This is a genomic window from Pseudoalteromonas luteoviolacea (assembly GCF_018100925.1).
GTDB lineage: Bacteria > Pseudomonadota > Gammaproteobacteria > Enterobacterales > Alteromonadaceae > Pseudoalteromonas > Pseudoalteromonas obscura.
In genome coordinates this window covers 105,861-120,748 of sequence record NZ_JAGJEH010000011.1, presented here as the reverse complement: position 1 = coordinate 120,748, position 14,888 = coordinate 105,861, and the positions used below count along the sequence as shown (strand labels likewise).

The window sequence follows — 14,888 nt, the reverse complement described above, 5'->3', positions numbered from 1 at the left end:
TAACGATTTTGGGATGCATTAAAAATTTATCCGGCTAAAACCGTTAGGCAATGAACCTCAAAACGACGCAATATGCTGTACTTCTATTCGACAGCTTCCAAAGCTTCTTCTAAATTGAAAATCTTCAATTTATTGCCATTCACTTCGCTGCGAATATTGTCACTTGCTCCACCGAAAAATTGCCATAGAGGTTTTAGCAATGCTTCTGTTTTGAGCATGATCTCATTAAATTCGGCATCAGGTTGAGATAGGTATGTGATAGCACCACCTGCACCAAATCGCACTTTGTCTCCGTCATAGGACAAGGTTCTGATACCAATATTGAGATCTGCTACTCGGTTGTAGCCTAAGTAGCCAATTGCACCACAGTAGACACCACGAGCACTTTTTTCCAAGTCATCAATGATTTCCATGGTTCTTAATTTGGGAGCTCCGGTGATCGAACCGCCGGGGTAAGTTACCCTAATTAAATCCATTAAACTTTGATCATCTGCTAAATCTGATTCCACCGTGCTGACCATCTGGTGTACGGTTTTATAACTCTCAATGCCCATTAATACGGGGACTTTCACAGAGTTTTGCTTTGAAACACGGTTTAAATCATTACGCATCAAATCGACAATCATAAGATTTTCTGCGCGATCTTTTCGTGATTCTGACAACTGTTTGGCTAACGCCTTGTCTCGCTCTGGATTTGATGAGCGCTTGCAGGTACCTTTGATAGGTTTTGCTTGCACACGTCCTTCAGACGATACAGATAAAAACCTCTCTGGTGACGTGCTCAAAATGGAGGTGCTGTCACTTTGAATAAAGGCACCAAATGGGGCTGCATTGCCTTTACGCATATTTTTGTACAGATCATAGGGGTTAAAATCTGCTTTAAATGAAAAGTGGTTTGTTAAGCATACTTCGTAAGAGTCACCTTCAACGATGGAGTCCTGAGAACGTTTGATTGCCGATATGTACTCATCGTAACTGGCGTCCATTTCTAGCTCTAATTCATCCATCAAAACTTTTGAAGTGGATAATTCTTTATGCCTGCTTAATTCAACTTTGTTTATTTTTCCTTCCATGGTTTCTAACCAAAGTTGAGCTATATGGCGTTCATCAGGCGCGGTGTTGGTCACCAAATAAACTTCATTTGTGTGATGATCGAATCCAATGAATTGGTCAACATGCATCCAAATCATGTCTGGGATGTTATTTTCAAACTGTTTGCTCGCACCAAAAAGGGCTTTCATTTCATAGCTAAAATAGCCAACTAGGCCACCTACAAAACTGAAAGGTAAGGCTTCTGTACCTTCAACCTTTGTCGATGACAGCAGCTTATCCATCTCTTTTAGCTTGGTATGGCCTTGCGCAAAGTCTTTATCATCTTCATTAATTTTATAATTGATGATTTGATCTTTATTAACACAGCCCATAAAAGAAAAACGAGATTTTGAATCAGATAAAGATTGGCTATCTAACCAAAAGCTGTGTTTTTCTTTTGCAAAAAGTGAAGAAAAAATGTCTTCAGGCGCACTTTTTAAACGCAGTTTTTTACTGATTATTTGTTTTGTTTCTGATTTTTTTTCAGGCTTGGATTCTATTTTTTCAATGTTATTTAAATCCAGTTTAGCCGGAACTTGAATGCGCGCTTTTTTATTATGTTCGTGCGCCAAGTCTCTAAAGTTGGTGATCAACTGATGACCGTTTTCAGTAAGAATAGATTCTGGATGAAATTGCACGCCCCACTTAGGTAGTGTTTTATGCCTCAGACCCATAATAATGCCGCAGTCCGTTGAAGCCGTTTGGATTAAATCTCCATTTTTTGGCAGCTCAACCATCAATGAGTGGTAACGTACGACCTCAAAGTTTGGCGATATATTGGCAAACATAGGATCATTTTCATGAACAACATTTGAAGTTCGACCATGGTATGGCACAGGGCAATGCAGAATTCGACCGCCGTGTTGGTGTGCAATACCTTGAAAACCTAGGCAAACACCAAACACCGGAATGTCATTTTGAGCTACCGCATTTCGTGATATCTGAAAATCAGTTTGTTTGGTAACACTACCGGGCCCTGGTGATACTACAATACAATCAAAATCCATTGACTGAGATACTTCATCCCAAGAATATTGGTCATTGCGTATTACCGTTGGCATTTCACCAAAAGTTTCCCCAATATAATCAGCAAGGTTATATGTAAAAGAATCATAGTTATCAATAAGAAGACAGTGCAAAATTAGATACTCCTTTATTTACGTTGTTACATTTATTTTTTTATTATTTTAAAGTTATTGTTTTTATTTTATTTTTAGGGGCAGGAGAAATGCCATGTCCTTTCATCACTCCTACACACTAAACAAGTACTATGCACATTCTTAAATACGGTCAAAAAACTCCAATCGAAAAGCTCGCTTTTCAAAAAATATAGAAGCTTGATTAATACCCAGCATTAATTTATTGAACTTACTATTAATGAAAGTCTCTGACACAAATGCAAACTAATGAAAATCAATGGCTTAGCTTTTAAGTCCACACTTTTTTCGCTGTAATTTGCCTGAGAATAAGCATTGATATTGTGAAAAATCTTGCAATCATCACTCAGTTAAAACCACCTCATTAGCGCCAATAGCTGACGGTAAAATAGTTGACCAGAAGTACCTTACCTCCTTCAACTGTCACAACTGACAGTTGCAGTTATCGCCCAGATTACTGAAGATTTTGCTTCAATAAAAACGCTGTTCATGACCACTCAGGTGCAGCTTTTTAAGCGATATTTGCTTTGATGCTGCTAAATTAATTTATTCTTTTGTTCAGGATAATAGGAAGATTAATGTAGCACCTACTTGATAAGGATGACAACCCGTAATTTTATTTTTGTATGAAATTTTTAATCTAGAGTTTTTTATTATTTTTGATAATTGTTTTGGAAATGTGGATGTTTGTTGTTTGTTTTTATCTTGGCTTGAACTCGATTTTTTCTCTATGGTTTTGGCGCTCTGCTCTCTGTTTTTTAAGTGGTGGCTTTCTATTCTTTAGATGTTTTTATGGCGTGTTTTTACGTCAATATCAACGTTCTTTTTAAGATGTTTTCATATTATTGAATTGATTTTTTTGATTAATAATATTTGATTCTAAGGTGTTGATTTTAATTGCTTTTTATTTTTTGTTTTAGCTTTTTGCTTTGTTCTTTTTTTGTATAGTTTTTCCTTTGTTTATTTTGAGCTTTTGAAATTGATTTTTGTTTTTTTTTTGGTTTTTTGTTTTGTGTGGCTTTTAGGTGTTTTAATTAAGTTTTTTTGGTGTGCTTAAAATCAGGTTTTTGGCAATGAAATAAGGTGGGTTTTTGTTGCTTATTGTTGCGTGTGTGTGGTGTTTGTTTTGACTTTAATAAGGTGGAATAAAAAATTAAAAAGGGAATATCTTAGTATACCTCGTGTCCTTATAGGGGTTGAAAAATTATCCTAAAGCGGTACTATGCATGTTTATTTAACAACGGGGCCATAAATACTTAACCGTCACGCGAAGTTGTTAATGGGGATCTGTGGTTATGCAAGCTTGTTAATGGATATTGTTATATTGCGGATAAATGAAGGATAGCGTTTGTAGGTACTGAAAGGTGCTAATTAAGGAGTTGATTATGATAAAAACTAAAAAACATCAATTTTTAATAATGACACTCAGTGTGTCAGTAGCGACACTATGTGTATCATGTGTATCTGGCTTGTCGGAAAATCCAACGAAAAGCACTGAGTCTAGTGCTGATGCGTTAGTAAGCATAACTCCAGAGCCGGACGTAGATGCATTAGAGCGTTTAGGTAAGCACGTTTTTTTCGATGAGATCTCATCGCCAGATGGACAGTCTTGTGCATCATGCCATGCACCTGAAGCAGGTTGGACATCACCAGATGCTGAAATTAATGCGGGGTCAATTGTCGTACCGGGCGCCGTGTCACACCGTACAGGTAATCGCAAACCTCCTACGGTAGCTTATACCAGTAGCGCTAAGAACTTTGGCGTGTCGCAGTTTGCTTGGGGTCCAGAAGAGTGCGAAAAAGAAAAGTATGGCTGGCTGTGTCAGGGCGGACTGTTTTGGGATGGTCGCGCTACCGGCTTTATGGTCGGTATGGAAGTGTTCGACGGTTCTTCAGATGAAGTAAAAGCTGCCTATAAACGATTCCTCGGGCCACTTGTTGATCAAGCGTTGGGGCCATTTTCCAATGATGTGGAGCACAATGTGCCTGATGGCAATGACAACGACATGCCAGGGGCCGAGTTTGTTTGTCGTCATGTGGCAAAATCAGAGTATGCGCGTTTGTACGAGCAAGCTTGGAAAGAGAAAATCGACTGTGAGCAAACAGGTGTAGATATCAGCTTTAAGCGTATTGGTGTGGCTCTTTCGGCATGGCAGCAATCAGATGAAGTTAACTCCTATAGCTCTAAACGTGACTTTGCAGTGATGAATGATAATGATGATACGCCGGGTGTCTCTCCATATTCAGAGTTTACCGATTTAGAAAACCTTGGTAACGATTTGTTCTGGGGATTAAAAACCAAACTGAACCCCACAGGAAAGGATGCTCAGTGCGCCGAATGCCACAACAGTGAAGCACGAGACTCCGTCGGTAACGAATTACATAACCAATTCACCGACAATACGTTCAATCACCTTACTTTGCCACCTAACTATGAGGCATCAAACTTTGATCCTGATCGACCGGATGTTGGTCTTTCTGAGCACACAAGTAAGACACCGCTTACAAGTGGCCATGCTGGTCACTTCCGTACGCCTACTGTTCGTAATGTTGATATGAGATCAAGCGATGGGTTTACAAAAGCCTTTATGCACAATGGTTATTTTAAAAATTTAGAAGACATTGTTCATTTCTATAATACGTCTTTGACGAAAGTCGATCCTATCAAGTGTCCTGCAGGGACAACTGCAAAACAGGCGCGAGAGAGAGACTGTTGGCCTGAGCCTGAAGTGAATACGTCAAACTCCGCGAGTAGTGAAATCATTGATTTGATGGGAGACCTCGGTCTTACCGAAAAAGAAGAAGCGGCACTGGTCGCGTATTTGAAGACCTTGACAGACACCAAAACGGTTCAGCCACCGACACTAGCTGGTCAAGATTAAGCGTGTCTATCACTGACCTCAGTCTAAAAACTTGGAGTAAGCACGTTGCACAACAACGTGCATTCCCTAATATAGGTATTTGGCGATCGGTGATTAAAGTGAGTTGGGTAAACCAGCTTGTATAAAAATCGTCTCTCGTATTTTTTGAGAGACAACAAAAACCCGCCGCAAGGTGGTTAATATAAAAATTGCTGTTAGCCAATTTGATTGATTAGATTTCAAGGAATGAATTACTTAATGAGCTTAGTGACTAAACTCATTGGGTATTCTTCCTTTATATCTCATCAGCTGTTTTGCCTCTCCGACTTAGTTGGATAGGCTTGAACACGAGTTAAGTATAAAGGGACTACCAAAGATGAATTTAACAACAATAACGATGAAAAAGCCGGCTGTAACGGCGGTTTTGATCGCGATTGTCGCTTTAATGGGGATTTTTTCTGTAGTGAAATTGCCCATTCAATTGCTTCCTGATATTGAACGCCCTCAATTATCAATACAAACGGCGTGGCGTACGGCGTCGCCAAAAGAAATGGAATCAGAAATTGTCGTACCAATCGAGCGGGTATTGGAAGGCATGTCTGGGTTAGAAGAGTTGAATGTCAGCACCAGTACCGGGGTTGCCAGAATGAACCTGACTTTCTCCATTGGCACAGACATGCAAAAAGTGATGGTTGATGTGATTGGTCGAATGAATCGACTCGATCCCCTGCCGCGCGATGCAACCCAACCTCAGATCCGACTGGGTGGCGGTGCGCCAGCATTGACATTTTTCTTTCTTCAGTCTTTACCGGGCAACCCTAAACCGATCAGTGAATATCGCGTCTTTATTGATGATGTCATTCGACCCGTATTGATGGCCATTCCGGGTGTAGGTAATGTCGAAGTGCGCAGCGGTGCAGGTAGCGATCAAGAATTACAAATTACCATAGACCCTCATCGCGCCGCTCAGCTGGGTTTGAGCATCCCTGAGTTAGCTCGATTACTCGGCCGTGCAAACGACGTATCGGGTGGGCTTGTCGATCTTGGAAGACGTCAATATACGCTGCGCATGACGGGCCGTTACGATCCCAGTACACTGCCAGATCAAATTATTGATTGGCATGAAGGTCAAGCGATTAAACTCGGTGATATTGCCACAATAGAGGTTGCAGATGGCAGGCGTACCAATCTTGCGGTACAAAATGGTAACCCGGCGATCAGTATTCGAATTGATCGCGAACCCGGCGCAAATGTCCTAACGACACTCAATTTAGTGAAAGCAGCGGTTGATGAGCTTCGCCAAGGTGTTTTAAAAGAAAACCAATTGACCATGGAGCAGTCTTTCGACTCTTCAGTATTTATTTATCGTTCAATCAATTTACTGTCCAGTAACCTTGGGTTTGGCGTGCTATTGTCCATCGGTATTTTATGGCTGTTTTTACGAAAGCTTAGAGCAACCATGATCATTGCAGTGGCGATCCCGTTGTCATTGCTGGCCACTTTCACAGTGCTAAAGCTGATGGACCGCAGTTTTAATGTGATTTCATTGGCAGGCTTAGCATTTGCTGTGGGTATGGTTGTAGATGCATCGATAGTGGTGTTGGAAAATATTATCCGGTTGCGAGAGCAAGGCAAAGACCGTTTTACAGCTGCTGTACAAGGTGCAACGCAAGTATGGCCAGCACTGTTAGCCTCTACAGCTACTACTGTCGCCATATTTATACCTGTGCTGTTCTTAGAAGATGTGGAGGGGCAGCTGTTTGGTGATTTGGCTTTAACCATCGCGATTGCAGTGTGTTTTTCTTTATTGGTTGCGCTGACAATCACGCCGCTGTTGATGAATCGTTACGTCTCAGATAAAGATCTCTCAAGTGCTGACCATTTACACGCGCTGTGGAATCGTATCACTGGTTGGGTTATGAACTTAACGTCTAGCCCGATGCGAAGAGCGATATTAACCGTTGTGTTGATCGGTGTGCCTGCTTCGGTTTCTTGGCTCGCATTACCAAAAATTGACTATTTACCGCCGGTCAAACAAGACAGTGTAGATGCTTTTTTAATGTTCCCACCTGCGACGAATATCACGACGCTAGAGCGAGATGTTGTCAACGTTATGATAGAGCGTTTACAGCCTTATTTAAATGGTGAACGAGAGCCTGCTTTGAAAGACTATTACATCATGGTCTTCCCTGATGGCGGCGGTAATATGGGGGTGATCGGCCAAGATTTATCTCAGGTTAACGAAATTAAATCCTTAATCAGAAATGAGATTTTGGCCGATTTACCTGATTTGGTTGGTTTTCCTAATCAACGGAGCTTGTTTGGCCGATTAGGCGGAAGCCGCAGTGTGCCGATCCATATTCAAATCAAAGACCCACAAGAACTCGATAGAGTTGCGAGGATAGCCACTGACTTAGTAAAAGAAGCAATGCCAAAAGCGAGAGTTCGCGTACATCCAAGAAGGCAAAGTGCAGAGCCAGAAATACGTGTTACGCCTATGGATGCGCGTCTAGCTGAGCAAGGCTGGAACCGCACAGATCTTGGCTTGTTGGTGAGTACGCTCGGTAATGGAGCCTATGTTGGGGAATACTTTGATGGTGAAAAACGACTCGATATTATAGTTAAAACAGCACCTTGGGATAGCCCAGAAAGTTTGGCAGATACCCCTGTGATCACATCGACTGGCAACCTAGTTACGCTCAATCAGCTGGGGAGTGTTGAACGTACTGTGAGCCCGGGCAGGGTGCTGAGAGTGGATGGCCGTAGAACGATCACGTTGGAAGTTATGCCACCACAAGATCAAACGCTTGAAGAAACACTCGACATTTTGCAAGGGCAGGTTGAACCCAGTATCCGTGCAGTACTACCAGAGGATGGCAATATAATCTATGGCGGCAGCGCTGATAACTTGCGTCAGGCAGTGCTGACGCTCGGTCAGAACTTCTTGTTTGCCATTGGCTTGTTATTCTTATTAATGAGTGCGCTATTTCGTTCAGTGAAGGATAGCTTCCTCGTTGTCTTGGCGATGCCTTTGGCTATGGTGGGCGGTATTGTTGCGTTACAAGCTATCAGCTCAATCACTTATCAGTCGCTGGATTTATTAACCATGATTGGGTTTGTGATTTTACTCGGCTTAGTTGTGAACAATGCGATTCTATTGGTGCATCAAACTCGCATGGGAGAGCGCTCAGGGTTGGATCGCCATCAAGCTGTTGAGCGCGCATTGCAGCTACGCTTACGACCTATTTTCATGAGTACGTCTACCAGTATCGTCGGCATGCTGCCTCTACTAGCAATTCCTGGTGATGGCAGTGAAATCTACCGAGGCTTGGCTGCGGTCATTGTTGGTGGCATGACCATTAGTTCGGTCTTTACTTTACTGTTATTGCCTTGCTTGTTGCGTATGGGCAAAGGTTTAGCGCCGGTTACGGATGACGCAAACGATGAACCACGGGCGTCTTTGTCTCAGTCGTGAAGACAGAATTAAAGTTAGCTGTGGATTGGGTTAGGGCCTGATCCCAGTATAAATCAAAGTATTGGATTCAAATTAGGTAAGTAAGTAATGCAGAAGATTTTTAAACATAAAATTTTTGGGCAACAGGCACTGAGCTGCGGGCTGGTGTTATTGATGATGTTATCGACGACATCAGTGCTCGCAAATAATAACGCGAAAGCGAAACCAAAAGGGGTTGCAGTAGATGTGGCAACAGCAAAGTTGCAGGAAGTTGCGCCAGCCACATGGTTGTCTGGGGATTTAATTAGCTTAGTCGATTCAAGGATAGCCACTGAAGTTGCTGGACATCTGTTAAATATTGCTGAGGTAGGGCAGCGCGTTAAAAAAGGTGATGTATTGGCAACACTCAATGATCGCCTATTGCGACTGCGCCTGCGAGATAATTTAACGACTGTAGAGCGACTCAAAGCCCATCTGAGTTACTTGTCGCGTCAAATCACACGAGAGAAAAAGCTAGCAGAGCAAAATAGTACTTCACAGTCAGAGCTAGATAGATTGGAAATGGAGCGAGATATGAGTCGCCAAGATTTAGCGGCTGCAGAGATTCAAGTCGAGCGCACTCGATACTTGGTTGAGCAGTCTCGGATCGTGGCGCCATTTGATGGTGTGGTTGTCGAGCGCTTGGCTCAGCTCGGTGAATACCTTTCCGAAGGGCAAGCGTTATTGCGCTTTGTGAATGTCGATGAAAAGGAAATTACGCTGCGTGCACCGATCCATCTGTACGACAACTTAACTTTAGGAGCACGTGTTCAGTTGCAACCCGCTCAGGCAGAAGCCATGTCAGCGCCTAAATTGGGTGTGATAGAGCGTGTGATCCCTGTTGGTAACACACGCTCACGTATGCTGGAAGTACGGATCAAACCAGATTCACCGGATTGGGTGATTGGTGAAGCGGTTAAAGTCCAGTTGCCAAGTGGTGCAGCTGAAAATCAAGTCACTGTACCGCGAGACGCACTGGTATTGCGACAAAATCAAATTTTTGTTTATACCGTTGATGCCGAAGGAAAAGCACTTCGAGTGCCAGTGAACCTTGGCACCAGCACCGACGACTATATTGTGGTTAAAGGCAATATAAGTGATGGCGATACCGTCATTGTTCGAGGTGCAGAACGGGTTCGCCCAGGGCAATTGGTGCGACCGCTCCTTTAATCGCTAAAAACTGGCACCTCGATGAATGACATCACCTCGAAGTGCCTCTTTAGTGCTTTTGCAAAAGCGCATTTTGGGCCTGTATATACAAGCTAACACATACCGCGAGGCGGCAAGTGTCGTTATTTAAAACTAACCAGAGGAAAGCATATCAACAGAGTCAGTATTGATACAGTTTGACAAAGTAAAAGCGCATTGGTGAATGAGGAAGTGATGCCGCAAAGTAAATGTTGGTAGCGCAGCGTTAGTCAAGATCACACTGGCCGTTAAAGAACTTTTAGAAAATATGCTAGGTCATCAGTGACGATGCACCTAGAGATGAACCCACTAGAACCGGGTTAATTGATGGGCTCGAAAATTAAGCAATAAACTAAAACATCCAAGGATTTTTATTTTTTGAATACAAAGTAACTGGGAATGAGGAACTACTTTTCTTCGTATGAGGTGACCGAGATATTGTGTGACGTCGAGCGAAGTTTAAGTCGAGTTATTTTCAAAAAATATGACAAAAATATAATTATAAAAGGTGGATATTATGAAGGCGATGGTTTTCCCTGGACAGGGATCCCAAGAGGTTGGGATGGGAGGGGAACTGTTTGATGAATTTGTCGATTATGTGCGTGTTGCAGATGATATTTTAGGATATTCAATCAAAGAGTTGTGTTTAGTCGATCCAAACAACGTTTTGTCCAAAACACAGTACACTCAGCCTGCTCTTTATGTGGTGAATGCGTTGCACTACTTAAAGAGCAAGCAAGAGTTGAGCGAAAAAGTCGATTTCTATGCTGGACACAGTTTGGGCGAATATACCGCACTGTTTGCTTCGGGCGCATTTAGCTTTGAAACGGGATTGCGATTAGTAAAAAAACGTGGCGAGTTGATGAGCACGGCGAAGAATGGGGTGATGGCTGCGGTCATTGGTTTGGATAAAGTACAAATCCACGATGTATTAAAAACAAACTCCTTAAATAATATTGATGTCGCTAACTACAATGGTCCAGTGCAAACAATTATATCGGGCCTATTACATGACATTGAATTTGCAAAAAGCGCATTTGAAGCGCGTGGTGCCAAATTTATTAAGTTGCCAGTGAGTGCCGCTTTTCACTCTAGATACATGAAAACTATCGAGGCAGCTTTTGGTCATTACTTGCAGCAATTTACTTTTGGTTCACTCTCAGTGCCCGTTATTTCAAATGTAACGGCCAAACCTTACCAAGCAGATTCCATTGCTGAAAATCTAACTAAGCAAATAAGCAGCCCAGTCCACTGGGTAGATTCTATAAGTTATATCAATGCAACTGACCAATGTGACTTTGAGGAAGTTGGTCCAGGAAATGTGTTGAGCAAACTAATTTCATCCATATCAAATAAAGAGAATAATAAGGAAGTAGCATAATGGATAAAGATATACATATTATTGGCGCCGGTATTTCTGGACTAGGTAGTGCACACTTTTTAAAGAAGAGTGGCTTTTCTTCAACAGTATATGAATCAGAAGGGCAGCCCGGTGGGCGTGCTGGATATGAAAAGCTTGAAGATGGCTACTTTGAGACTGGCGGAAAAAACTTTGCTGAATCCTGGACTCATTTTTTTGAAATTGCCAATGACCTAAAAATGAATGAGCTAGACAAGCAACATCATGCCTTTAATATTATCATGAATGGCGAGCTCAAAACATTTCGCAAAACGATGGGCTTTGCCGAAGTTGTGACCATGATGAAAGATATCGGCATCACGGGAAGCTTGCAGTTCAAACGCATGATCAACTACAAGTTAAAGCATAAACATCAACTCAATTTCGACGAAGGTAAGCTGCTTGAGGTTGAAAAAGAGTACGATCACGCACCTATCACTGAGCACTTCCATGAGAAACTTTGCAAAGGGCCTCTGCGCATGTTCTCGATTATTATGGGTGGTGCCGAACCAGAAGAAACTTATTACTCTAATTTGCTGCATATCATGCCATTTGGTGTGGGTTCTTTACGTACATTTAGCAATACGATTGGAGAGTTCTTTGAAACGCTGGCGTCCAATCACGATGTACAATTAAATACACGCGTTAATAAAGTCCTAATTGAGGACAATAAGATAGCCGGGCTAATGGTGGAAAACCAAGATGGTGAGCAGCGTGTTGATGCGAGTAAAGTATTGGTAACTTTACCACTACACTTATTGCCGAACGTAATTGATCTACCTGAGCATGTAAAAGAAGCGATAAAACTGGTCAGATATTTCCCTGTTGCCCTGATCAATGCAGAATATGAATCTGACATATTTACTGAAGACTGCCAGTCTATTATGTTTGACGACAGTTTCCATATCGGTCACTGTTCAGCGAACCGATCATATAAACTTAACTCAGTTCGTTTTACTATTGCCGGTAAAAAAGGGCGAGAGGCTTTGAAGCTCTCTGATGAAGAGTTAGTCAAACTGGCTGAATCCGAATTCTCGTCAATTCTTCCAATTAAATCTCCAAGAGTTCGCTACCATGTGAAAAGGCATATGGGCGGGTTATGCGCCTATGGTGCCAATCACTCTCAAGCGAAAAAAATCATCTGCGATTATGTTAAGAGCATTGAAGGCTTAGAGATTGCCGGTGACTACTTAGAGGGACACAATATGGGTTCCTGTCTATCAGCAGCTAAAAAAGCGGTGAACAACTTTACTCAGGCCTGACAAATCAGCCAGCTCTTTTCGAGTAGAGTGATCTAATCACACCGGGCACCTTAATCACTGACCATTTTAGTCAAGATTGAGGTGTCATCATGCGCCTTTAATTTAAGGGAAAGTTTAGATGATCCATTAACTTTAAATCTAAAAGGCTGACTTTTTTACTTTTACTCAGATGTGACTATGGAATCTACAGTTTTAAAGTTTGATCGCACGGCCAGAGCACTGCACTGGGTGTCAGCGGTGGTAATTATATGGGCCATGCTGTCAGGTATACTTGTGAGTTTTATACCTTCAACGGCTCAGTCTCAGACGACCTTTTTACAAGACGTAAAACAGGTCATTGCAGACTTTAACGTGTCTTTGACAATGTTATATATCCCATTTTTTATTTGGCGAGTGGCGCATGCGGTACGCACCAAAAAGCCGAGCTACAGTGAAACATTGCCAACTGCACAAGTCAAAGTGGCGCACCTTGCCCACATTTGTATGTACAACCTGATTGCAATACTGCTTGTTTCAGGTGTGTTGATGATGGATAGGCCATTCGGTATGTTTGGTTTGTGGAGTATGGAGCCTATTGTAACGGATAAGACTTGGCTGCTCTTTTATTTTACTATTCATAAGTACAGCAGCTATATATTGTTCGCATTTATTATTATGCACTTAGGTGCCTTGGTAAAACATCAATATTCAGGCAATCGCATCCTGCAACGCATGTGGTGACCGATATTGGTAAAGTTTAATGCATCAAAGCTGCAAAGCCTTGATGTTGGCTACTTTAATGGTGCGAGAGCCCATCTGGTGTGGGGAGGGTCAAGTTTTAAATTGACTCGTGCCCACCCACTTTAATCTGCTCGCCTAAAATGAGCCCAGTACTCTCAACTTCTCAGTACACCTACGTTTGTTGAGGTAACACTATTACTGATTTTAAGATAATGATTAATATGCTTATTTTATAATCAAGTATGTACAGTGCTGTCTTAACGCTCGAGCACTGCGCTTTTTGCCGCAATGTCGAGTTGTAACACTCGACTGTTTAGTTACTACGGCTGTTTATATCTGGCGAGGCAACAACGCTTACCCTTTTGTACATCTTCTTTGTGGACGCTAACCCTAGTTAATTTTCGTCGCCAAAAAGCAGTGAAAACGCATTGTGCAGTATCAAAATTAAAACTATTGACAGTATATTGTATACAAAGTAGTGTGATTAAGAATTAGTCAAAGTTCAAAAAAACATAAAAGGAATCACTTATGAAGCTTAAACTAAACAAACGTCACCTAAAAAGTATGTCTCTTAATGGCAAGTCAGTAGGTATTGAAGCGACACCGCGTGTTGCTGGTGGTGGCCCAAACTCAGCATTTTGTGACACCCGAGACGAGTGCGATGGCACTAGGCTATGTACGGGCGGTCTGTGGACTTGTCGCGATTTTTCAATGAGAGATTGTTAATTTTACCAAGGTGGGCAGCTGGTATGTGATAGCAGCTGCTTTATGTAATGCAGAGTAAAGAAGCGATTTGTGCATTTACACTGTCGTTTTAGTGTGGGTAGAGCGCTATTGAAGCGTGATAAATAGCCCAGCAGTGTTGCAGATGAGCTATTGTGATTTATGTTAATTACAATAGGAGAACTGAGCAGTCCCTCTGGCTCCTTGCTGGCGATAAGTTTTGCATATTCCAGGTACTAAACTGGCCTGTGGCATAGCCATCAATACGAGAAGAAATGTCACACCGTTATTGCCGCGCGCTGCAAGCGGAATATTCGCTTGCATAAAGAAGTTATGAAAACTGTTGTTGTAAAGCAAGTATGCTTTGTTGCGATTCAATTCATCTATTATATCAGCAATTTCCATTTCACAATCACCCACTTTTAGACCTTTTTGCTTCGCTCTGTCAACCAGTGCGACACGCAAAGTATCAAAGAAATACACCCTAGCAGACTCAATCGACTCAAGTGATACTTCTTGCTTAAGATGTTGTTCGTACGCTTGTTGGGCGACTTGGTTGAACATAGAAAATGCCCAAGAAGGCAACTTGAGTTTTAGAAAAGCCTTAACTCCTTCTATTGACTCGAAGACCGTATAGTGACTCTCGAGATTTTCACGAAATTCACTATCACCGCATTTATACATTAATTCAAAGGCCTCAGGTAAAGCGTCAGCACTTTCTGCATAGGTCGGAACAGCTGAAACCCCTAACAATAGAGCTGATAAAAGTTTTTTAGCCACAAATTTTCACTCCTTTTATCAATTTACCTTTGGGCGTCGTTTCATGGCCTTTGAGCGCGCTTTTGGCTCTTTTCCAGCTCATCTCTCAATAGTGACTTTTACTGGTTGATACCGATATAACGTATTTCTTCAAGCCAAGTTTTTGAACTACTAAACGAGTATGAGTTGTTTCGTGGTAGCTAACCGCTTGGTTATTGTTCCAGTGAGTATGAC

Annotated in this window: 9 protein-coding genes; 7 read left to right on the top strand and 2 right to left on the bottom strand. The window is 42.0% G+C overall.

Annotated elements, in window-relative coordinates; all coding sequences use genetic code 11:
- Positions 1 to 83: 83 nt before the first annotated feature.
- A complete protein-coding gene (gene pabB, locus J8M00_RS21940; protein ID WP_211012601.1) occupies positions 84 to 2,231 on the bottom strand; it encodes an aminodeoxychorismate synthase component I in 2,148 nt (715 codons plus the stop codon).
- Positions 2,232 to 3,634: 1,403 nt separating this feature from the next.
- On the opposite strand from pabB, the gene J8M00_RS21935 reads away from it, so the two are divergent.
- The 7 genes from J8M00_RS21935 to J8M00_RS21905 all read left to right on the top strand — a co-directional run bounded on the left by J8M00_RS21935 (position 3,635) and on the right by J8M00_RS21905 (position 13,898).
- On the top strand, positions 3,635 to 5,131 hold the full coding sequence (locus J8M00_RS21935) for a cytochrome-c peroxidase (protein WP_023398976.1): 1,497 nt from the start codon (positions 3,635 to 3,637) through the stop codon (positions 5,129 to 5,131).
- Between the two features lie 355 nt (positions 5,132 to 5,486).
- Complete coding sequence (locus J8M00_RS21930; RefSeq protein WP_211012600.1) at positions 5,487 to 8,585, top strand: efflux RND transporter permease subunit; 3,099 nt, start codon at positions 5,487 to 5,489, stop codon at positions 8,583 to 8,585.
- 87 nt (positions 8,586 to 8,672) lie between these two features.
- Entirely contained in the window at positions 8,673 to 9,773 is a 1,101-nt protein-coding gene (locus J8M00_RS21925; RefSeq protein WP_211012599.1) for an efflux RND transporter periplasmic adaptor subunit, read from the top strand.
- 535 nt (positions 9,774 to 10,308) lie between these two features.
- Positions 10,309 to 11,172, top strand: coding sequence for an ACP S-malonyltransferase (gene fabD / locus J8M00_RS21920; protein ID WP_211012598.1), 864 nt, complete (start codon positions 10,309 to 10,311; stop codon positions 11,170 to 11,172).
- Positions 11,172 to 12,452, top strand: coding sequence for a protoporphyrinogen/coproporphyrinogen oxidase (locus J8M00_RS21915; protein WP_211012597.1), 1,281 nt, complete (start codon positions 11,172 to 11,174; stop codon positions 12,450 to 12,452). Before fabD ends, J8M00_RS21915 begins: the two co-directional genes overlap by 1 nt.
- A 177-nt stretch (positions 12,453 to 12,629) precedes the next feature.
- Positions 12,630 to 13,172 (top strand): cytochrome b/b6 domain-containing protein, encoded by a 543-nt coding sequence (locus J8M00_RS21910; RefSeq protein ID WP_211012596.1) that lies wholly within the window; start codon positions 12,630 to 12,632, stop codon positions 13,170 to 13,172.
- Between the two features lie 528 nt (positions 13,173 to 13,700).
- Positions 13,701 to 13,898 carry a hypothetical protein gene (locus J8M00_RS21905; RefSeq protein WP_023398982.1) on the top strand — a complete coding sequence of 66 codons (198 nt, stop codon included), beginning with the start codon at positions 13,701 to 13,703 and terminating at the stop codon, positions 13,896 to 13,898.
- A 162-nt stretch (positions 13,899 to 14,060) separates the two neighbouring features.
- Here J8M00_RS21905 and J8M00_RS21900 read toward each other — a convergent pair whose 3' ends face one another.
- Positions 14,061 to 14,675, bottom strand: coding sequence for a hypothetical protein (locus J8M00_RS21900; protein WP_211012595.1), 615 nt, complete (start codon positions 14,673 to 14,675; stop codon positions 14,061 to 14,063).
- Between the last annotated feature and the right edge of the window lie 213 nt (positions 14,676 to 14,888).

Excerpts from the sequence above, each read along its gene's own strand:
- J8M00_RS21935 (WP_023398976.1), top strand. The coding sequence starts at position 3,635 with ATGATAAAAACTAAAAAACATCAATTTTTAATAATGACACTCAGTGTG.
- J8M00_RS21930 (WP_211012600.1), top strand. The coding sequence starts at position 5,487 with ATGAATTTAACAACAATAACGATGAAAAAGCCGGCTGTAACGGCGGTT.
- J8M00_RS21925 (WP_211012599.1), top strand. The coding sequence starts at position 8,673 with ATGCAGAAGATTTTTAAACATAAAATTTTTGGGCAACAGGCACTGAGC.
- fabD (WP_211012598.1), top strand. The coding sequence starts at position 10,309 with ATGAAGGCGATGGTTTTCCCTGGACAGGGATCCCAAGAGGTTGGGATG.
- J8M00_RS21915 (WP_211012597.1), top strand. The coding sequence starts at position 11,172 with ATGGATAAAGATATACATATTATTGGCGCCGGTATTTCTGGACTAGGT.
- J8M00_RS21910 (WP_211012596.1), top strand. The coding sequence starts at position 12,630 with ATGGAATCTACAGTTTTAAAGTTTGATCGCACGGCCAGAGCACTGCAC.
- J8M00_RS21905 (WP_023398982.1), top strand. The coding sequence starts at position 13,701 with ATGAAGCTTAAACTAAACAAACGTCACCTAAAAAGTATGTCTCTTAAT.